This is a genomic window from Bradyrhizobium sp. Bra78, assembly GCF_024519855.1.
Taxonomy (GTDB): domain Bacteria; phylum Pseudomonadota; class Alphaproteobacteria; order Rhizobiales; family Xanthobacteraceae; genus Bradyrhizobium; species Bradyrhizobium japonicum_G.
In genome coordinates this window covers 53,765-72,804 of record NZ_JALJRE010000011.1, presented here as the reverse complement: position 1 = coordinate 72,804, position 19,040 = coordinate 53,765, and the positions used below count along the sequence as shown (strand labels likewise).

Below are 19,040 nucleotides of genomic sequence, written 5' to 3'. Positions count from 1 at the left end.
CTGTTCAGGCTTCCCGGCGATCAGTGCCCGTTCGCTGCGGCCTGGATCGCCTCCGACATGATCTCAAGACCGCGATCGATTTCGGCCTCGGACACCGTGAGCGGCGGCGCGATGCGGAAGACGCCGCCCATGCTGGGCAGCTTGACGATATTCATGCTGAGACCACGACGCATGGCTTCCTCCATGATCCGCGCGCCGAGCTCGAAGCCCGGCGCCTTCGACTGCCGGTCGACGACGATTTCAAGACCGAGCAGAAGCCCGCGGCCCCTGACGTCGCCGACGCATTCGAACCTTTGTTGCAGCGACAGCAATCCCTGTCGGAGCCTGTCGCCCCTGGCGGTCGCCTGCGCGACCAGCCCGTCGCGCTCGACGACGTCGAGGACCGTCACGCCGACCGCGGCGGGCAGCGGATCGGAGACATGCGTGGTGTAGAACAGAAAGCCACGCTCAAATGCGGCCTGCTCGATGGCCTGGGTCGTCATGACGGCGGCGAGCGGCAGGCCGGCACCGAGCGTCTTCGACAGCGTGAGAATGTCCGGCACCACGCCGTCGCGCTCGAAGGCGAACATGTGCCCGGTGCGGCCAATTCCGGTCTGGGCCTCGTCGAGGATCAGCAGCATCCCGCGCTGTTCGCATTTTCGCTTCAGTGCGGCGAGATAGCCGAGCGGCAGTTCCAGAATGCCGCCGCTGGACAGGATCGGCTCGGCGATGAAGGCCGCCAGATTGCCGGTCGACTGGCTGTCGATCAGCACGAAGGCATCGTCCAACTCGGTCTGCCAGTCGTTGCTGCCATCGGCGGTCTTGAAACGTGGCCGATAAGCGTTCGGCGCGGGAATGACGAACGATCCAACCGCAGCCGGCCCGTACCCGCGCCGGCCCGCGCTGTAGGTCGCCGATGCCGCAGCGCCGGTCATGCCGTGCCAGCTTTGCGCGAAGGCAACGATCTCGTGCCTGCCGGTGACCAGCTTCGCCATTCGGATCGCCGCTTCGTTGGCTTCCGCACCTGTCGTCAGCAACTGCACGCGGTCGAGGCCGGGAGCAAGCGCGGCGAGACGCTCGGCCAACGTCACCACCGGGCGCGAGAGCATGCCGCTGAAGAGATGAGCGACCGCACCCATTTGCCGCGCGACGGTGGCGACGATATCGGGGTGCGTGTGCCCCAGCACGGCGCTCATCTGACCCGACGTGAAATCGAGGATGGCGCGTCCGTCGGCGTCGTACACGAAACTGCCGGCCGCCCGCTCGATAATGACGGGTTCGAAGCTCGGGCCGTAGCGGGTCAGATGCGTGTTGGCGGAAGCCCAGAAATCGGTATCGGCGTTCAAGGTCATGACAGGCCACCTCCGCTTGGAATGTCAGACCTCTAGTCAATCATTTGACTTCAGGCTAATTGATATTATTCAAGCTGAATATCAATCAGACTGATACCGATGCTGGATCTCACACTCCTGCGAAATTTCGTCGTCGTGGCCCGTGTCGGCTCCATCAGTCTGGCCGCCTTGCAGATCGGCCGGACGCAATCCGCGCTCAGCATGCAAATGCAACGGCTGGAAGAGACGATCACGCAACCGCTGTTTCACCGCAGCGGGTCAGGAATGAGGTTGACCGCGGCCGGCGAGAAACTGCTCGCACACGCTGAGACGCTGCTGGCGCAGCACGATGAGATTCTGGCCGACATGAGCGGTGAGGGCCTCAAGGGAGCGTTGAGCCTGGGCTGCCCGGAGGACTACTCGATCGCCTTCCTGCCGGCGCTGCTGAAGGGGTTCTGCGCGCTCCATCCCAATGTCGAACTGCGCATGGTCTGCGCCCCGACGTCCGAGCTGCGCCCCATGCTGGCGCGGCGCCAGATCGACATGGCGCTGGTCTCGCTGTCTGATGCCGGCGCGAGCGATGTGATCCGCCAGGAGCGCTTCGTCTGGGTGGCGAACGAGGCCGAACCGAAAATACTGACGCAAGACGTCCTGCCTCTGGCCCTAGCGGCGCCGATGAGCCTGGACTACCGCGCAGCATGCGCCGCGATGAACGCGGTCAACCGACGCTACAGGGTCGCTTACGCAAGCAACAGTCTCGCCGGCTTGATCGCGATCGCGCGGTCCGGTCACGCGATCAGCGTCCTGACGCGAACCGCCGTTCCGTTCGATCTTCACGTCGTGTCGGCCGGATTGCCTCTGCTTCCGACGATCGGCATCGCGCTGGAATTCTCGGAGGCCAGGCCGTCCTTGTTGGCGACAACGCTGGCCGAGCACGTTCGCACCGTGCTGCCCGGACTGAAGACCAAGGCGGAGATCGATTAGCTTGCCGCCGAGCTGGCGAAGCGGGCCCGGCGACGCCTCCCATCAGCCAATCATTCAGCCCACGGCAGTGTCGCAGGTTAAGAGCTCGCAGGCAGACGATCTGACGGACTCCACAGCTACCTCAAGCGGCCAAGTCAGCCGTAAGCGGCTCGTCAAAGGATCCGGGGAATTCCAGAACGTCCGACGCGCCCGTCCAAATCGAAATGAACTGATGGACGCCACGTTCGTTGGTGGATATCGATCTGAAGGCAAAAAGCAAATGATCAAGCCTACGCGGTCGGCCGAGCAACAGATTGCGGACGAAGTCGATCGACGGAGCCTCAATCCGACGGGGGCGAGGCAGACCATAGCGGACAGCCAAGCCACTCCTGAGTTTCGGGAGAACCTCAAACGCCTCAAAGCCGAGCGGCTTGAGCGCGAGGCTAGACCGAAGGCGAAGCCAAAGGCCTGATTTGATTCGGCACCCCACTCCTTTCGCCTCGGTTGGCCGGCCAAGCGGCCGCGCTGGCGTAGAAGGCTCTCACTGCAGAAGGTCATGAAATGTCGAATCGACGGTGGATGATCTTCCTGCTGCTTTCCGTGGTGATCGTTTGCTCGATCGTCGCGAGCGCTCGGTATTACTCAAGCAAATGCCATGGCATGGACGCGTGCGCGGCCGTTGAAGCCGAAAGCCATGAGCGGGATAAGCCAACCGAGCCACAATAGCTTTCGGGCGAAAACGCCCGTTGCGAAACGTACGGGTCAAGGGATCAAGCGCGAATACGCGGCGGCCGTCGAAAAGCAGCGCGAGCCCCTTTGGCCTCTGCCTTCCGTCAAAGATTTGGATCGGAGAATGTGCTCGATCGGCTCGGCGACATTGCGGCCAGCGCAGTAGATGCAGCCAAGAAGGGGCACAAAGTGGAGAAATGGCGCGCCCGGAACGATTCGAACGTCCGACCCTCAGATTCGTAGTCTGATGCTCTATCCAGCTGAGCTACGGGCGCGTTTTTCGCAAACAGCGCGGGCTTGGCCCGCAGGCAGCCCCCGGCGACGCCGGAGGGGGTGCGAAAGAGCGCTCTGACTAACCGCTCTTGCCCCGATTGGCAAGGTCCGGGTGAGGGAGATTTTGCAGGGAAATGACAGTTTGCGCGCTCGGCCGCTGGCCGACAAAAGCGCGACGAAGGGTCGGGATGAAAAGTCATCGCGCTTTAGGTTATTGTTTGAGCATGATCTTTTCGGAAAACCGCTTCGCACTTTTCCGGATCATGCTCTACGCCCTCTGCCGCTCGTTGCGGATGGAGAGGAGTTCCACGGGGCGGTCGGGGATGACGATCCGGAAGGTGGCGCCGATGGTGCCTTCGACCAGATGGATGTCGCCACCATGGGCGCGGACCAGCTCGGCGGCGATGGCCAGACCAAGCCCGCTGCCGCCGGGGCGCCCCGAGGTCTGGAACGCCTCGAACAGATGTTCCCGGGTCTTCTGGGGGACGCCGGGGCCGGTGTCGGAGACCTCCAGGATGGCGACGGCGCCCTCGCGTTTTCCCGTGATCCGAATTTGCTGCGCGCCGCCCTCGGCCGACGCATGGCTCTCCAGCGCCTGGGCGGCGTTGCGGACGAGGTTGAGCAGCACACGGAACAGCTGGTCGGGATCGGCATCGACGGCGAGCCCGCGCTCGATCGCGGCGACCCAGACGATCGCCGCATCGGAGGCAAGGCCGGCGGTCTCGCGGACCTCCAGCACGACAGGCTCGATCAGGATCATGCGGCGGTCGGGCGCGGCTTCCTGGGCGCGGCCGTAAGACAATGTCGACTGGCAGAAGGCGATGGCGCGCTCGAGCGAACGGACGAGCTTCGGCGCGAAGCGCTGCACCCGCGGATCCGGCACGCTGGCGAGCTGGTCCGACAAGAGCTGCGCCGAGGCCAGCAGATTGCGCAGATCGTGGTTGATCTTGGAGACGGCGAGGCCGAGGGCCGCAAGCCGGCTCTTCTGATGCAGCATCGACATCAGGTCGCGCTGCATGTCCGACAATTCGCGCTCGGCGACCCCGATCTCGTCGCTGCGCTGGCTCGGCACGATGATCCCCACCGAACTCTCGGGGTTTTCGTGGAAGCCGACCAGGCTCGCGGTCAGCCGCCGCATCGGGCGCACGAAGAGATAATGCAGGGCGAGATAGACGAGGCCCGCGGTCAGCACCGCGATGATCAGCGCGACCACCACGACGTTGCGGGAGAAGCGGTACATCGACTGCCGCAGCGGCAGCTCGTCGGTGACGATCTCGATGAACTGGGCGTTGCCGACGCCGGGGCCGACGATGCGGATGGCCTGGTTGCCGGTCTCCAGCATCATCCGGAACGATCCGGTGATCGCCTCCCATGCCGTCATGTCGCGCAGGTCGATGTCATGCTCGATGGCTGCAGGAAGATTGTCGCTGGCGAGCAGCCGGCGCTGCTGGCCCATCTTGATGGCGACGGCGCGGGCATTGATGCTTTTCAGGATCTGGCGCGACAGCGAATCGGGAACCATGCCGAGCGGCGCGGCATCGAGCACCAGCGCCGCAGTGTTGGCCGCAGCGACCCGGTCGTTGAGCCGGTTGACCCAGAAATTGGCGATGGCGGGCACGTAGAGCAGGACCGCTGCGATCATCACCAGGGGGACGGTGAGCAGCAGCAGCTTGCCGGACAGCCCCAGCCCGGCAGGCCCGCGCGGCCGCGCCGCGGGCGGGTCCCGCTGATCCTGATCTTGGACCGGCTGGAAGTCTGTCGCTGCCACGAAATTCGCCCTCGCTGCCTTTTGCCGGTTTATAGGGTTTGGCCCGGTCAAGGATTTGGCGGACATGAGGATGCGGCCCACCCCCGGCCCGGTCAAATTACAGATCGCTCATCTGCCAAGGTGGGATGTAAGCCCGGATATCGCGAGTCGCCACCTCAAGGGTTAAAAACCCCGCACAAACAGCGATATTCACCGGAATCGCGCGCTTAGTGCGGCGTTGACGAAAAGAAGGCGCTCGCTTATAAGCCGGCCAAATTGTCCGCGATGACCCGGTGTGACGCCGGGAGCGGCTCTCTTGGGGCCGAAAAAGGCCCGTTTGGGCCGCATCTTCCGGACTTTACCCTTAATTCTACAGGCAAATTGCCCGGTCAGCGGAGAAAAACCCGTGAAGCGGACTTATCAACCCAGCAAACTGGTGCGCAAGCGCCGCCACGGCTTCCGTGCCCGTCTCGCCACGGCCGGTGGCCGCAAGGTTCTCGCCGCCCGCCGCGCCCGCGGCCGCAAGCGTCTGAGCGCCTGAGCCTGACCCTTTTGGGATTTCATCATGGATCGGCTGAGGCAGCGAGCGGATTTCCTCGCCGTTGCCAATGGCGCGCGGGTGAATAGCGCCGCGTTCGTCCTGCAAAGCCGCCGCCGCGATGACGACGGCCCGATCCGGATCGGCTTCACCGTTACCAAAAAGAACGGCAACGCCCCCGAGCGCAACCGCATCCGGCGCCGGCTTCGCGAACTCGTGAAGCGGCTCGATCCGGTATCGATACAGCCCCATCATGATTATGTGCTGGTCGGCCGAAGGGACGCGCTCTCGCGCGACTTCGCCACCATGCTCGACGATCTGCGCATGGCGTTCACACGGCCCCTGCGTCATACGGCCAAGGGGCGCGGCCAGAGGCCGGGCCCCGCGACAGGCCGCAAACCGGATTGATGACGAGAGAATGATGACCGACAATCGCAACACCATCCTCGCCGTCATTCTGTCCGGCCTGGTGCTGATCGCCTGGCAATATTTCTACAACGTGCCGGCGATGGAGAAGCAGCGCGCCCTGCAGCAGACGCAGGCCGAGCTGCAGAAGACCACGCCGCAGCCGACGGCCTCCGCGACGCCGGGCACAACCCCGCAGGCCGGCAGCACGGCCCAGCCGTCGACGCCGAGCGCGAACCAGCAGGCCCAGCCGGTGGTTGCGCGCGACAGCGCGATTGCAGCCAGCCCCCGCGTGAAGATCGACACGCCGCGGCTCGCCGGCAGCGTCTCGCTGAAGGGCGGCCGCATCGACGACCTGGCGCTGGTGCAGTACCGCGAAACGGTCGACCCGAAATCGCCGCCGATCATCCTCTATTCGCCCTCGGGCACGGCGGAGCCTTATTACGCCGAGTTCGGCTGGGTGCCGGCGACGGGCGTGACGGCGAAACTGCCGGACGCGCAGACCGTCTGGCAGCAGGACGGCAGCGGCAGCCTGACGCCGACGACGCCGGTGGTGCTGAAATGGGACAATGGCGAGGGCCTCAGCTTCCGCCGCACCATCGCGGTCGACGACCACTATCTCTTCACCGTCAAGGACGAGGTGAGCAATGTCGGCAACGCGCCGGTCACGCTCTATCCGTTCGCGCTGATCTCGCGTCACGGCACGCCGCATGTCTCCGGCTACTACATCCTGCATGAAGGCCTGATCGGCTATCTCGATGGCCTGCAGGAATACGCCTACAAGAAGATCGACGAATCCAAGACGGTGAACTTCAAGGCCACCAACGGCTGGCTCGGCATGACCGACAAGTACTGGGCCTCGGCGCTGCTGCCGGACACCAGTGCGCAGCTTCAGGCGCGCTTCTCGTCGAACCCGGTCGGCAACGTCCACACCTACCAGACCGACTATCTGCTCGATCCCGTCACCGTCGCGATCGGCGGCTCCGCGACCGCGAGCGCGCGGCTGTTCGCCGGTGCCAAGGAAGCCGGCGTCGTCGGTGTGTTCCCGTTCGCCGGCCTCGGCGGCTACAACAAGGAGCTCGGCCTCAACCATTTCGATCTGCTGATCGACTGGGGCTGGTTCTACTTCATCACCAAGCCGATGTTCCTCGGCCTCGACTTCTTCTACCGCTTCTTCGGCAATTTCGGCATCTCGATCCTGCTCGTGACCGTGATCGTGAAGCTGTTGTTCTTCCCGCTGGCGAACAAGTCCTACGCCTCGATGGCGAAGATGAAGTCGGTCCAGCCGCAGCTTCAGGCGCTCAAGGAGCGCTATCCCGACGACAAGGTGAAGCAGCAGCAGGAGATGATGGAGATCTACCGCAAGGAGAAGATCAATCCGGTCGCCGGCTGTCTTCCCGTGGTAATCCAGATCCCGGTGTTCTTCTCGCTCTACAAGGTGCTGTTCGTCACCATCGAGATGCGGCACGCACCGTTCTTCGGCTGGATCAAGGACCTCTCCGCGCCCGATCCGACCAACCTGTTCACCCTGTTCGGGCTGATCCCGTTCGATCCGACCACGCTGCCGCTGTTCGGCCACTACCTCGCGCTCGGCATCTGGCCGATCATCATGGGCATCACGATGTGGTTCCAGATGAAGCTGAACCCGACGCCGCCGGATCCGACCCAGCAGCTGATCTTCAACTGGATGCCGCTGATCTTCACCTTCATGCTGGCGGGCTTCCCGGCGGGCCTCGTGATCTACTGGGCCTGGAACAACACGCTCTCGGTGCTGCAGCAGAGCTTCATCATGCGCCGCAACGGCGTGAAGGTGGAGCTGTTCGACAATCTCAAGGCGACGTTCGCGAAGAAGGCGACGTAGCGCCCGTCATTGCGAGGAGCGAAGCTCCGAAGCAATCCAGACTGTTTCCACAGGAAAGTCTGGCTTGCTTCGCTTCGCTCGCAATGACGTGAGGAAACAGAAAGCCTTCGCATGACCGACGACGAAGATGCGAAGCTGATCGAGGCCGGGCGAAAGCTGTTCACGCGCGACTGGCAGTTCATCTGGGCCTCGCCCTCGATCGAAACGCTGCCGCCGATGGCAGGGCTGGAGATTGCCTTTGCCGGGCGCTCCAACGTCGGCAAGTCCAGCCTGATCAACGCGCTCACGGGGCGCAACGCGCTCGCGCGCACCTCGCATACGCCGGGCCGCACCCAGGAGCTGATCTTCTTCGAGGTCCCCGGCAAGACCGATTTGCGCCTTGTCGACATGCCCGGCTACGGTTACGCCAAGGCGCCGAAGAGCCAGGTCGCATCCTGGACCGAGCTGATCCACAAATTCCTGCTGGGACGCGCCTCTCTCGCGCGCGTCTATGTGCTGGTCGACGCGCGGCACGGCCTCAAGGACGTCGATCTCGAGGTCCTGAAGACGCTCGATCGCTCCGCGGTCAGCTACCAGATCGTGCTGACCAAGACCGACCAGGTGAAGGCCACCGAGCTTCCGTCGCGCATCGCCGAGACCGAAGCTGCGCTCGCCAAGCATCCGGCCGCATTCCCGAACGTGCTCGCGACCTCGTCGCGGAGCTCGACCGGCATGGAGAGCTTGCGCGCCGCGATGGCGAAGCTGCTGGAGGAGCGAACCAAGTGACGGCGACACCTCGCCTGCTGATCGGGCTTGCCGGTTTGATGGGCAGTGCCGGCGTGGCGCTGGCCGCGGCCTCCGCCCATGGCGGCGACGCCAGCCGGCTTGCCTCCGCCAGCGCCATGCTGCTGTTTCATGCAACCGCCATACTCGCCGCCATAGCCCTGCTCGCGCGCGGCCTTCTGCACGACGGAATTGGCCTCATCGCCGCGTTCGGCTTCGTGATCGGCGCCGCGCTGTTCGCAGGCGACCTCACCTTGCGGCAATATGCGGGGCACTCGCTGTTTCCCTATGCGGCGCCGACCGGCGGAACGGTGATGATTGGGAGCTGGCTGGCGGTGACACTGGCGGCGGTGACGGCGAATAAGTAGCGTTCGTGTCCCGGACGCGGTGCGGCACCCAAAGCGCGATTACGCGCGTCTTCGACGCGCTATGGTGACCCTCCGCAGAAGAGCACTTTGCGCCGAGGCCGCCAATCGGATAGAACGCCGCCCGTCAGTCCCGCCAGCGAGATCCGCCTCATGACCGAAATCTCCCCGCTCGACCAGGCCCGCATCCTGTCCGAAGCGCTGCCGCACATGCAGCAGTATGACGAAGAGACCATCGTCATCAAATATGGCGGCCATGCCATGGGCGACGAGGAGACCGCGAAGAACTTTGCCCGCGACATCGTGCTGCTGGAGCAGACCGCAATCAACCCGGTGGTCGTGCATGGCGGCGGGCCGCAGATCGCGACCATGCTCAAGCGCCTCGGCATCGTCTCGGAATTCGCGGCCGGCCTGCGCATCACCGACGCCGCGACCATCGAGATCGTCGAGATGGTGCTGGCCGGTTCCGTCAACAAGCAGATCGTCGGCTACATCAACGAGGCCGGCGGCAAGGCAGTGGGGCTGTCGGGCAAGGACGCCAACATGGTGAAGGCGTCGAAGACGACGCGCACCATCATCGATCCGGGTTCGAACATCGAGAAAGCAATCGATCTCGGCTTCGTCGGCGACCCCGAGAAGGTCGACCTCACGCTGCTCAACCAGTTGATCGGCTATGAGCTGATCCCGGTGCTGGCGCCGCTTGCGACCTCGAAAGAGGGCCAGACGCTGAACGTCAACGCCGACACTTTTGCCGGCGCGGTTGCCGGCGCACTGAAGGCAAAGCGCCTGCTGCTGCTCACCGACGTGCCGGGCGTGCTCGACAAGTCGAAGAAGCTGATCCCGCAGCTCTCGGTCAAGGACGCGCGAAAGCTGATCGCCGACGGCACCATTTCCGGCGGCATGATCCCGAAGGTCGAGACCTGCATCTACGCGCTCGAGCAGGGCGTCGAGGGCGTCGTCATCATCGACGGCAAGATGCAGCACGCGGTGCTGCTCGAGCTCTTCACCAACCAGGGCACGGGAACGCTGATCCACAAGTGAGGCAAGAGCTAAAGCAGGAGCGGACAACGAAAGACGTCATGGCGGGGCGCAGAGCTCAGCGGCACCGCCGCCCGGCCCTGGCGCGCTTTTTGATGACGCTGCCTGCCGCAGCCGTCTCGTTCGTCTTCTCCTCCGCGCCGGCCTTCGCCGACCTCAAGATTTGCAACCGCATGTCCTATGTCGTCGAGGCCGCGATCGGCATCGACGACAAGGCGGCGACCGCGACGCGCGGCTGGTTCAGGATCGATCCAGCCACCTGCCGCGTGGTGGTGCAGGGCACGCTCTCCGCCGACCGCATCCTGCTCAACGCCCGCGCGCTCGGGGTCTACGGCGCTTCGCCGATCCCGCAGAACGGCAGCGACACGCTGTGCGTCGCGCAGGACAATTTCGTCATCGCGGCCGCGCGGCAGTGCCGCAGCGGCCAGACCCAGGCTGCCTTCACCCAGATCACGCCGACGCAGGGCGCCGACGGCAATCTCGTCGCCTATCTCGCTGAGGATTCCGAATATGACGACGAGCAGGCGCGCCTCGCCGGCATCCAGCGGCTGCTGGTGATCGCGGGCTACGACGCCGCGCCGATCGACGGCGTCGACGGACCGAAGACGCAAGGCGCGCTGGCTGCGTTCCTGAAGAGCCGCGGACTGCCGTCGGACATCGTGTCGTCGCCGAACTTCTTCAAGACCATGGTCGACGCGGTGCAGACGCCCTCCGCGACCGGCCTCACCTGGTGCAATGACACGCCGCACAAGGTGATGGCCGCGGTCGCCACCGACGACGGCAAGTCGGTGACGAGCCGCGGCTGGTATCGCATCGACCCCAGGACCTGCCTGCACCCCGATGTGACCGGCCAGCCGAAACAGATCTTCAGTTTCGCGGAAGCCATCGACGCCGACAACCGCGCCATCAAGCTGAAGGACAAGCCGCTGAACTGGGGCGGCGACAGGCAGCTCTGCACGCGCGAGACCAAGTTCGAGACCAACGAGCAGACAGATTGCGGCGCGCGCGGATTCGCGGCGACCGGCTTTGGTGCGGTGGACATGTCGAGCGGCGGCAAGACGCTGCGGTTTGCGATGCCGTGATCGAGAGAATTGTGATGAACCCACCCCGCGCCTTCAGCCATATCGACACCTGGGTGTTCGACCTCGACAACACGCTCTATCCACATCACGTCAATCTGTGGCAGCAGGTCGATGCGCGGATCGGCGAGTTCGTCTGCAACTGGCTGAACGTCACGCCCGCGGAAGCGCGGAAGATCCAGAAGGATTATTACCAGCGCTTCGGCACCACCATGCGCGGCATGATGAGCCTGCACGGCGTCTCCGCCGACGACTATCTTGCCTATGTGCACAAGATCGATCATTCGCCGCTGGAGCCGAACCCGGCGCTCGGCACCGCCATCGCAAAACTGCCGGGGCGGAAACTGATCCTGACCAACGGCTCGGTCAGTCATGTCGATGCGGTGCTGGCGCGGCTCGGCCTCGCCACGCATTTCGACGGCGTGTTCGACATCATCGCGGCGGAGTTCGAGCCCAAGCCGGCGCCGCAGACCTACCGGAAATTCCTCGGCGACCATGCGGTCGATCCGACCCGGGCCGCGATGTTCGAGGACCTCGCCCGCAACCTCACCGTCCCGCACGAACTCGGCATGACCACGGTGCTGGTGGTGCCCGACGGCACCAAGGAGGTGGTGCGCGAGGACTGGGAGCTGGAAGGCCGGGACGCCGCCCATGTCGACCACGTCACGGATGATCTGACGGGATTTTTGGCGAAGTTGTCGCCACACTGACCGCCGTCGTCCTGGCGAAAGCCCGGACGACGGTCGAGCAAGGAGGGTGATCGCGAACCCAGCCTTGACTCCGTCCCCCCAAATCCCGAAAAAGCGCCCCAATCCATTAAAATTCCCGTTCCGAAGAGGAAATCCCGATGTCCCTGTCCGCCCTCGAATCCACCATCAACAGCGCGTTCGACGCGCGCGACGGCGTCTCGACCTCGACCAGGGGCGAGGTGCGCGAGGCCGTGGACCAGGCGCTGGAGATTCTGGACAAGGGCGAGGCGCGCGTCGCCGAACGCGAGGCCAGCGGCAAGTGGAAGGTCAATCAGTGGCTGAAGAAGGCCGTGCTGCTGTCGTTCCGCCTCAACGACATGGGCGCCATTCCCGGCGGCCCCGGCAAGGCGACCTGGTGGGACAAGGTACCCTCGAAGTTCGACGGCTGGGGCGAGAACCGCTTTCGCGACGCCGGTTTCCGCGCCGTTCCCGGCTCCATCGTGCGCCGCTCGGCCTTCATCGCCCGCAACGTCGTGCTGATGCCGTCCTTCGTCAATCTCGGCGCCTATGTCGATGAAAGCACCATGATCGACACCTGGTCGACGGTCGGCTCCTGCGCGCAGATCGGCAAGCGCGTGCACATCTCCGGCGGCGTCGGTATCGGCGGCGTGCTCGAGCCACTGCAGGCCGAGCCCGTCATCATCGAGGACGATTGCTTCATCGGCGCGCGCTCCGAGGTCGCCGAGGGCGTGATCGTGCGCAAGGGCGCTGTGCTGTCCATGGGCGTGTTCCTGGGCGCCTCCACCAAGATCGTCGACCGCGAGACCGGCGAGATTTTCATTGGCGAAGTGCCGGAATATTCGGTCGTCGTGCCCGGCGCGCTGCCCGGCAAGCCGATGAAGAACGGCCAGATCGGCCCGAGCACGGCCTGCGCCGTGATCGTCAAGCGCGTCGACGAGCGCACGCGCTCGAAGACCAGCATCAACGAGCTACTGCGGGATTAGTTGGCGGGCCACGAGCCCTCATCCCGCACCGTCACCCTGACGTGGCCGCCTCTTCGGCGGCCCTCGAAGGGCGACGGCCCGGCTGCGGTATCGAACCCGCCCTCCCTCCATCGCGACCAATCACCGGGTGGCCTCGACCGCCCGGAGCCCTTGGTATGGACTGGACCTGGTACCTCTTCCGCTTCGACGGCCGCATCAACCGCGCTCTGCTGTGGCAGGCGCTGCTGGCCGTCATGCTGCTGGCCGCCGTGCTCGGGATCATCGGTGAGGTTATCCGCGTCTTCAACGGTCACAAATCCACCTCCACCACCCTCATCTTCTCCCTCGACTTCAATCTCGACGAACTCTTCAACGCCGTCGACCCCCGGTCCTACCGTTTGCTGGCATCCGCAGACCGTCCGGCCCTGATCTTCAAGGTGTTCGCAACCCCGCTGTTCCTGTGGATCTACCTCGCGACCGCCACCAAGCGGCTGCACGATCGCAACAGGAGCGGCTGGTGGATGATCCCGTTCTTCGTCGTGCCCGGCCTGTTCGACCAGTTCTCGGACCTGCTGCCCAACTCCAACTGGGTTCTTCCATTCGCCCTGGCAGCCTCCATTCTATGGCTGTGGGGTCTCGTCGAGATGTTCTGCCTGCGCGGCACCTCGGGCGACAACCGGTTCGGCGCCGACCCGCTGGCCGACATCGAAGACGGCTCCGCGACCGCCTCGCCCGCGGCGAAAAGCTGGGAGCAACAGAGCGAGCTCGAAATTGTCCCGCCCAGCGCTAGCCCACCCGGCGGCATGCATGTTAAGCGGGGCACATGACCAATGCCCTCTCCATTGCCCGCGATCTCATCCGCTGCCCCTCGGTAACCCCGGCCGACGCCGGCGCGCTCGGCGTGCTTGAAAAAGCCTTGAGCGCAGCCGGTTTCACCTGCCACCGCGTGACCTTCTCCGAGCCCGGCACCGCCGACGTCGACAATCTCTATGCGCGGATCGGCACTGAGGGACCGCATATCAGCTTTGCCGGCCACACCGACGTTGTGCCTCCGGGCGACGAGAGCGCCTGGAGCGTCGGCGCGTTCTCGGGCGAGGTGAAGGACGGCTTTCTGCACGGCCGCGGCGCGGTCGACATGAAGGGCGGCATTGCGTGCTCGGTAGCAGCCGTGCTCGAGCATCTCGCCGCGAACGGCGGCAAGCCGCGCGCGGATGGCACAGGATCGATCTCCTTCCTGATCACCGGCGACGAGGAAGACGTCTCCATCAACGGCACCATCAAGCTTTTGAAGTGGGCCGCGGAGCGCGGCGAGAAATTCGACCATTGCGTGCTCGGCGAGCCCTCGAATGTCGAGACGCTCGGCGACACCATCAAGGTCGGCCGCCGCGGCTCGCAATCCGGCACGCTCTTTGTCGACGGTGTGCAGGGCCACGTCGCCTATCCGCATCGCGCGGCCAATCCGGTGCCCGATATCTCGCGGCTGATCGTGGCGATCTCCGACGAGCCGCTCGACCATGGCAGCGCGCAGTTCCAGGCGTCCAATCTCGAATTCACCTCGGTCGACGTCGGCAATACCGCCAATAACGTCATCCCCGGCCAGGCCCGCGCGAAATTCAACATCCGCTACAACGACAACCATACGCAGGCGAGCCTGCGCGAACTGGTCGAGACGCGGCTGACCAAAGCCTGCGGCAACCGCATCCGCGCCCGCATCGTCTGGGAGCCGTCGAACTCGAACGTGTTCGTCACCAAGCCCGGCCCGTTCACCGATCTCGCGGTGTCGGCGATCGAGGACGTGACGGGCCGCAGGCCGGAGCTGTCGACGTCAGGCGGCACCTCGGATGCACGCTTCATCTCGAGCTATTGCCCCGTGATCGAGTTCGGCCTGGTCGGCCAGACCATGCACCAGGTCGACGAGCGTGTGCCGGTCAAGGATCTGGAGCGGCTGACGCAGGTGTATCGCGGGATATTGACCAGGTATTTTGGGTGAGGTCCTGCTCCCTCGCCCCGTTCTCATGGGCGAAGGATCATACCGTCCCGACGGCACCGGCTCACTTCATGTTCGCAATCGCGTGCAGCGCCGCGATGTAGCCGAACGGCCCCAACCCGCAGATCACGCCGGTCGCCACGAACGAGATCCTGGAGTGGCGATGATATTCGTCGCGGGCGTGGATGTTGGAGATGTGGACCTCCAGCACGGGCCCTTCGAATATCTTGATCGCGTCCATGATCGCGACCGAGGTGAAGGAGAAGCCGGCCGGATTGATGATGACGGCATCGGCATCCTGCCGCGCCGACTGGATCAGGTCGACCAGCACGCCCTCATGGTTGGACTGGTGGAAGGCGAGCCTGAGCCCGAGCTTGGCGGCAGCTTCCTCGCAGCTGGCATTGACCTCCGCGAGCGTCGTCGTGCCGTAGATGTGCGGCTCGCGGATACCGAGCATGTTGAGGTTGGGACCGTTGAGGATCATCACGCGCTTCATGGACGGGTCCTTTGTTATCCACCGAACCACTTTGCCGGGCCGGTGACGAGAACGGGAAACAGCGTCAGCAAGGCTAGCACGACCAGCTGCGCAATCATGAAGGGCCAGACGCCGCGGATCAAATCGTCCATCGAGACGCGGGAGACGCCGGCGACGACGTTGAGCACCACGCCGACCGGCGGCGTGATCAGGCCGATGGCGTTGTTGATGATGAAGAGCACGCCGAAATAGACCGGATCGATGCCGGCCTGCTTGACGATGGGCATCAGGATCGGCGTCAGGATCAGGATCGTCGGCGTCATGTCGAGCGCGGTGCCGACGATCACGACAATGACCATCAGGGCCATGGTGAGGAGCGTCTTGTTGCCGGCGAACGGCTGTGTCAGCGCCACGATCTGGTCGGAGATCTCGGCGACCGTGATCAGCCAGGACGAGACCAGGGCGGCGGCAACCAGGAACATCACGACCGCCGTGGTCTTGGCGGTCGAGACCAGCAGCGCCGGCAATTGCGACGGCTTCAGCTCGCGATAGACTCCCATGGCGACCACCAGCGAATAAACGGCGACGACCACGGCGGCTTCGGTCGGCGTGAAGATGCCGAAGCGCAGGCCGAAGATGATGATCATCGGCAGCATCAGGGCCCAGAAGCCGTCGATCAGCGCGCGCCAGATCTCGGCGACGCTCTTGCGCGGCAGCCGCGCCGGGTTCTCCTTGCGCACCACCCACCACCAGGCAAAGCAGAGGCCGACGCCGAGCAGGAGGCCCGGCACGATGCCTGCCAGGAATAGCTTCGAGATCGAGACATTGGCGGCGACACCGAAGATGACGAAGCCGATCGACGGCGGGATCACCGGGGCGATGATTCCGCCGGCCGCAACGAGACCGGCCGCGCTGGCGCGGTTGTGGCCGGCGGCGGCCATCATCGGCACCAGCAGCGCACCGAGCGCTGCGGCGTCCGCGACCGCGGAGCCCGACAGCGAGGCCAGGATGCAGGACGTCAGGATCGCGACATAGCCGAGGCCGCCGCGGAAATGCCCGACCAAGGCGATGGCGAAGTTGAGGATGCGGCGTGCGAGGCCACCGGTGTTCATCACCTCGCCGGCGAGGATGAAGAACGGCACCGCCATCAGCGGAAAGGAATCGACGCCGTTGATGACGTTCTGCGCGATGATCTGGGAGTCGAACATCGCAAGATAGGTCATCAGCGCGATGCCGCAGACGATCAGCGCGAACGCGATCGGCATGCCGATCGCCATGGCGCCCAGCAGCGAGAAGGTGAATACGGCGACGGTCATCCCTGGAGCTTCCCGCCGGCGGCGTCAGGAGAATGCGGGAGCTCCTCGGATTCGCTGATGGCGATGAGATCGACATCGGCAATCTGCCCGGTCATGAGCCGGATGAGCTCGTAGACGATGATCACGCAGGAGGCGGCGCCGAACACGATGCCGGCGGCATAGAACAGTCCGACGGAGAGGCCCGAAGCCGGGGCCACCGTGTCCCAGTTCAGCACCGTCTGCTTCCACGATCCCTCCGTCAGCAGCACCGAGGCGTAGAGCATCAGGGCGTGGCTGAGGCCGTAGCAGGCTTTGCGCCCGAGCGGCGGCAGCACCTTGACGAGGGTGTCGACGCCGAGATGGGCGTGCTCCTTCATGCCGACGATCGCGCCCAGAAACACCATCCAGACGAACAGCCAGCGCGACAGCTCCTCCGAGATGGCGATGCCGGAGTTGAAGCCGTAGCGCAGCACCACGTTGCCGAACACCAACACCACCATGGCGGCAAGCAGCACGGCGATGACTGCGCGCAACAGCCAGAAACAGGCATCGACGATCGTTTTCATGGCGTCGGGCTCGCCGCGCTCAGGGTTTGAGCGCATGCACGCGGTCGAGCTCGCCGTTGAACAGCTTGACGAGCGCGGGGTCGTAATCGGCGGAGAATTTTTCCGCGATCGGCTTTGTCTTCACGCGCATGCGATCAAGCTCGGCCGGCGCGACCTCGTTGATCTCCATGCCCTTGGCCTTGAGCTCGTCGATCGCGGCCCTGGCCTGCTCGCGGCTGATCTTGCGCTGATAGTCGCGCGCCTCGATTGCGGCATCCTGCAGGATCTTCTGCTCGTCGGGCGAAAGCTGGTCCCAGAACTTCTTGCTGACCAGGATGATGTTGGTCGAATAGGTGTGGTTGGTGACGCTGAGATATTTCTGCACCTCGAAGAACTTGTTCGACAGGATCACCGAGAACGGATTCTCCTGGCCGTCGACGGTGCGGGTCTCCAGCGCGCTGTAGAGCTCGGAAAAGCTCATCGGCACCGGATTGGCGTTGAAGGCCTTGAAGGTCTCCAGATAAACCGGGTTCGGGATCACGCGGATCTTGATGCCGTCGAGGTCCTCGCCTTTGGTGATCGGACGACGGCTGTTGGTGACGTTGCGGAAGCCGAGATCCCAATAGGCGAGGCCGACGAGCCCTTTCTCCGGCAGTTTTGCCAGCAGCGCCGCGCCGAGCGGACCGTCGAGCAAGGCGTCGGCCTGCTGCGGCGTCGACACGATGAAGGGGAAGTCGATCAGACCATAATCCTTGACGATGCCGACCAGCGACGTCGTCGCCGGCGACTGCATCTCCTGGGTGCCGGCGCGCAGCGCCGATTGCTGCTGCATCTCGCTGCCGAGCTGATTGGCCGGATATTCGCGCACCTTGATCTTGCCGCCGCTCTTGGCCGCGACGAGTTCGACGAACTTCTGCACGCCCTTGCTGACGGGATGGTCGGTGTTGTTGAGGTGCCCCCAGCGGATGGTGCGCTCCTGGATGGCCTGCGCCGAGGCGGGCCCGATCGCGCACAAGGCGACCGCTCCGATCGCCGCCATCACAGCCAGACCCTTGAATCGAACGGGCATCGCCCCCTCCCCCTGTTGATCTCATTCTTAGGGGTGGGACGATCTTATAGGACGTATTATAAATCAACTGATATTTTATGCTTCATCCGATATTATTAGAAACACTTGATAAAGATGGGAAATTTGTCAAAACGCACGCCCGAAGCGCTAGGATGAGGCATGGACACCCTTCCCGACACGACCGCCGAGACGGTGGGCGACAGCGCCTACCGCCGCATCCGCACCGACCTGATCTTCGGCAAGCTGGCGCCGGGCCAGAAGCTGAAGCTCGAGCGGATCAGCGCCGCCTACGGCACCAGCATCTCGACGCTGCGCGAGACGCTGAACCGGCTGTGCTCGGAAGGTTTCGTCGTCGCCGAAGGGCAGCGCGGCTTCGAGGTCGCGCCGATCTCGGCGACCGAATTCCAGGAGATCGCGGAGCTGCGCGAGCTGCTCGAAGGCCACATGATCGAGAAGTCGTTTGCCGCCGGCGATCTCGACTGGGAGGCGCGCATCGTCTCGGCGCATCACAAGCTCGCGGCGATGGAACGGATGCTGTTGTCGGGCGAACGGTCCGACGCCGAGAGCTGGAAACAGTGCGATTTCCAGTTTCACCGCGCACTCGTCGCCGCCTGCGGCTCCAAGGTGCTGCTCGATGCGCATGCTGCGGTCTATGATCGCTATCTGCGCTACCAGATGATCGCGGTCGTCTTCCGCGGCGAGATGGCGGCTGCCGAGCACCGCGACCTCAAGGAGCTGGCGCTGAAGCGCGACGCCAAGGGCGCAAACAAGGTGCTGCACACCCACATCCACGATTGCGTCGCGCACGCGCTGCGCAATTCGGATTGGTTAAAGCCGGTGGCCGCGGCCAAAGAGCCCCGCGCCGAGCCGCGCAAGAAGGCGAAGACCGGCTAGACCGGCGCTTCACCGGCCTGCCGCACAGCAACA

General features: G+C 64.5%; 20 protein-coding genes and 1 tRNA gene. 14 read left to right on the top strand and 7 right to left on the bottom strand.

Annotated features, from left to right (window positions below):
• Nucleotides 1-20: 20 nt before the first annotated feature.
• The gene (locus OC450_RS23555; RefSeq protein ID WP_262048766.1) at nucleotides 21-1,331 is read right to left on the bottom strand and encodes an aspartate aminotransferase family protein; all 1,311 of its coding nucleotides are present in this window, start codon (nucleotides 1,329-1,331) and stop codon (nucleotides 21-23) included.
• A 99-nt stretch (nucleotides 1,332-1,430) separates the two neighbouring features.
• Between OC450_RS23555 and OC450_RS23550 the strand changes: the two genes are divergently transcribed.
• Together OC450_RS23550 and OC450_RS23545 are read left to right on the top strand one after the other, a co-directional pair.
• Nucleotides 1,431-2,294, top strand: a complete 864-nt coding sequence (locus tag OC450_RS23550) for a LysR family transcriptional regulator (protein ID WP_262048765.1) — start codon at nucleotides 1,431-1,433, stop codon at nucleotides 2,292-2,294.
• 211 nt (nucleotides 2,295-2,505) lie between these two features.
• Nucleotides 2,506-2,745 (top strand): hypothetical protein, encoded by a 240-nt coding sequence (locus tag OC450_RS23545; RefSeq protein ID WP_249128784.1) that lies wholly within the window; start codon nucleotides 2,506-2,508, stop codon nucleotides 2,743-2,745.
• A gap of 455 nt (nucleotides 2,746-3,200) precedes the next feature.
• Here OC450_RS23545 and OC450_RS23540 read toward each other — a convergent pair.
• Together OC450_RS23540 and OC450_RS23535 are read right to left on the bottom strand one after the other, a co-directional pair.
• Nucleotides 3,201-3,277, bottom strand: a tRNA-Arg gene (locus tag OC450_RS23540).
• A 266-nt stretch (nucleotides 3,278-3,543) separates the two neighbouring features.
• Nucleotides 3,544-5,043 carry a sensor histidine kinase gene (locus tag OC450_RS23535; RefSeq protein WP_211381060.1) on the bottom strand — a complete coding sequence of 500 codons (1,500 nt, stop codon included), beginning with the start codon at nucleotides 5,041-5,043 and terminating at the stop codon, nucleotides 3,544-3,546.
• 385 nt (nucleotides 5,044-5,428) lie between these two features.
• On the opposite strand from OC450_RS23535, the gene rpmH reads away from it, so the two are divergent.
• The 11 genes from rpmH to dapE all read left to right on the top strand — a co-directional run bounded on the left by rpmH (nucleotide 5,429) and on the right by dapE (nucleotide 14,732).
• Nucleotides 5,429-5,563 carry a 50S ribosomal protein L34 gene (gene rpmH, locus OC450_RS23530; RefSeq protein ID WP_008542748.1) on the top strand — a complete coding sequence of 45 codons (135 nt, stop codon included), beginning with the start codon at nucleotides 5,429-5,431 and terminating at the stop codon, nucleotides 5,561-5,563.
• A 24-nt stretch (nucleotides 5,564-5,587) separates the two neighbouring features.
• On the top strand, nucleotides 5,588-5,968 hold the full coding sequence (rnpA, locus tag OC450_RS23525) for a ribonuclease P protein component (protein WP_211381059.1): 381 nt from the start codon (nucleotides 5,588-5,590) through the stop codon (nucleotides 5,966-5,968).
• A 13-nt stretch (nucleotides 5,969-5,981) separates the two neighbouring features.
• Complete coding sequence (gene yidC / locus OC450_RS23520; RefSeq protein ID WP_211381058.1) at nucleotides 5,982-7,826, top strand: membrane protein insertase YidC; 1,845 nt, start codon at nucleotides 5,982-5,984, stop codon at nucleotides 7,824-7,826.
• Between the two features lie 111 nt (nucleotides 7,827-7,937).
• Nucleotides 7,938-8,591 (top strand): ribosome biogenesis GTP-binding protein YihA/YsxC, encoded by a 654-nt coding sequence (gene yihA, locus OC450_RS23515; RefSeq protein ID WP_211381057.1) that lies wholly within the window; start codon nucleotides 7,938-7,940, stop codon nucleotides 8,589-8,591.
• A gap of 38 nt (nucleotides 8,592-8,629) precedes the next feature.
• Nucleotides 8,630-8,956 (top strand): DUF423 domain-containing protein, encoded by a 327-nt coding sequence (locus tag OC450_RS23510; RefSeq protein ID WP_211382370.1) that lies wholly within the window; start codon nucleotides 8,630-8,632, stop codon nucleotides 8,954-8,956.
• A gap of 150 nt (nucleotides 8,957-9,106) precedes the next feature.
• A complete protein-coding gene (argB, locus tag OC450_RS23505) occupies nucleotides 9,107-9,994 on the top strand; it encodes an acetylglutamate kinase (RefSeq protein ID WP_211381056.1) in 888 nt (295 codons plus the stop codon).
• A 92-nt stretch (nucleotides 9,995-10,086) separates the two neighbouring features.
• Nucleotides 10,087-11,073 (top strand): DUF1036 domain-containing protein, encoded by a 987-nt coding sequence (locus OC450_RS23500; protein WP_211382369.1) that lies wholly within the window; start codon nucleotides 10,087-10,089, stop codon nucleotides 11,071-11,073.
• Between the two features lie 14 nt (nucleotides 11,074-11,087).
• Nucleotides 11,088-11,780 (top strand): pyrimidine 5'-nucleotidase, encoded by a 693-nt coding sequence (locus OC450_RS23495; RefSeq protein ID WP_211381055.1) that lies wholly within the window; start codon nucleotides 11,088-11,090, stop codon nucleotides 11,778-11,780.
• A gap of 137 nt (nucleotides 11,781-11,917) precedes the next feature.
• Entirely contained in the window at nucleotides 11,918-12,763 is an 846-nt protein-coding gene (gene dapD, locus OC450_RS23490; RefSeq protein WP_256807370.1) for a 2,3,4,5-tetrahydropyridine-2,6-dicarboxylate N-succinyltransferase, read from the top strand.
• A gap of 155 nt (nucleotides 12,764-12,918) precedes the next feature.
• A complete protein-coding gene (locus OC450_RS23485; protein ID WP_211381053.1) occupies nucleotides 12,919-13,569 on the top strand; it encodes a DUF805 domain-containing protein in 651 nt (216 codons plus the stop codon).
• On the top strand, nucleotides 13,566-14,732 hold the full coding sequence (gene dapE, locus OC450_RS23480) for a succinyl-diaminopimelate desuccinylase (protein WP_211381052.1): 1,167 nt from the start codon (nucleotides 13,566-13,568) through the stop codon (nucleotides 14,730-14,732). The genes OC450_RS23485 and dapE overlap by 4 nt, the downstream gene beginning before the upstream one ends.
• 61 nt (nucleotides 14,733-14,793) lie before the next feature.
• Here the strand turns inward: dapE and aroQ are convergent, their stop codons facing one another.
• Genes aroQ through OC450_RS23460 form a run of 4 tightly spaced genes read right to left on the bottom strand, consistent with a single transcriptional unit; the run spans nucleotide 14,794 to nucleotide 18,113 of the window.
• Complete coding sequence (gene aroQ / locus OC450_RS23475; RefSeq protein WP_211381051.1) at nucleotides 14,794-15,225, bottom strand: type II 3-dehydroquinate dehydratase; 432 nt, start codon at nucleotides 15,223-15,225, stop codon at nucleotides 14,794-14,796.
• A 14-nt stretch (nucleotides 15,226-15,239) separates the two neighbouring features.
• Nucleotides 15,240-16,520, bottom strand: coding sequence for a TRAP transporter large permease (locus OC450_RS23470; RefSeq protein WP_256807371.1), 1,281 nt, complete (start codon nucleotides 16,518-16,520; stop codon nucleotides 15,240-15,242).
• Nucleotides 16,517-17,065: a TRAP transporter small permease gene (locus OC450_RS23465; protein ID WP_211381049.1), complete on the bottom strand. Its 549-nt coding sequence runs from the start codon at nucleotides 17,063-17,065 to the stop codon at nucleotides 16,517-16,519. The genes OC450_RS23470 and OC450_RS23465 overlap by 4 nt, the downstream gene beginning before the upstream one ends.
• Before the next feature lie 19 nt (nucleotides 17,066-17,084).
• Nucleotides 17,085-18,113 carry a TRAP transporter substrate-binding protein gene (locus tag OC450_RS23460; RefSeq protein WP_256807372.1) on the bottom strand — a complete coding sequence of 343 codons (1,029 nt, stop codon included), beginning with the start codon at nucleotides 18,111-18,113 and terminating at the stop codon, nucleotides 17,085-17,087.
• A 159-nt stretch (nucleotides 18,114-18,272) separates the two neighbouring features.
• Here OC450_RS23460 and OC450_RS23455 point away from each other — a divergent pair, with 159 nt between their 5' ends.
• Nucleotides 18,273-19,007, top strand: a complete 735-nt coding sequence (locus tag OC450_RS23455) for a GntR family transcriptional regulator (RefSeq protein WP_262048764.1) — start codon at nucleotides 18,273-18,275, stop codon at nucleotides 19,005-19,007.
• Nucleotides 19,008-19,040: the final 33 nt, after the last annotated feature.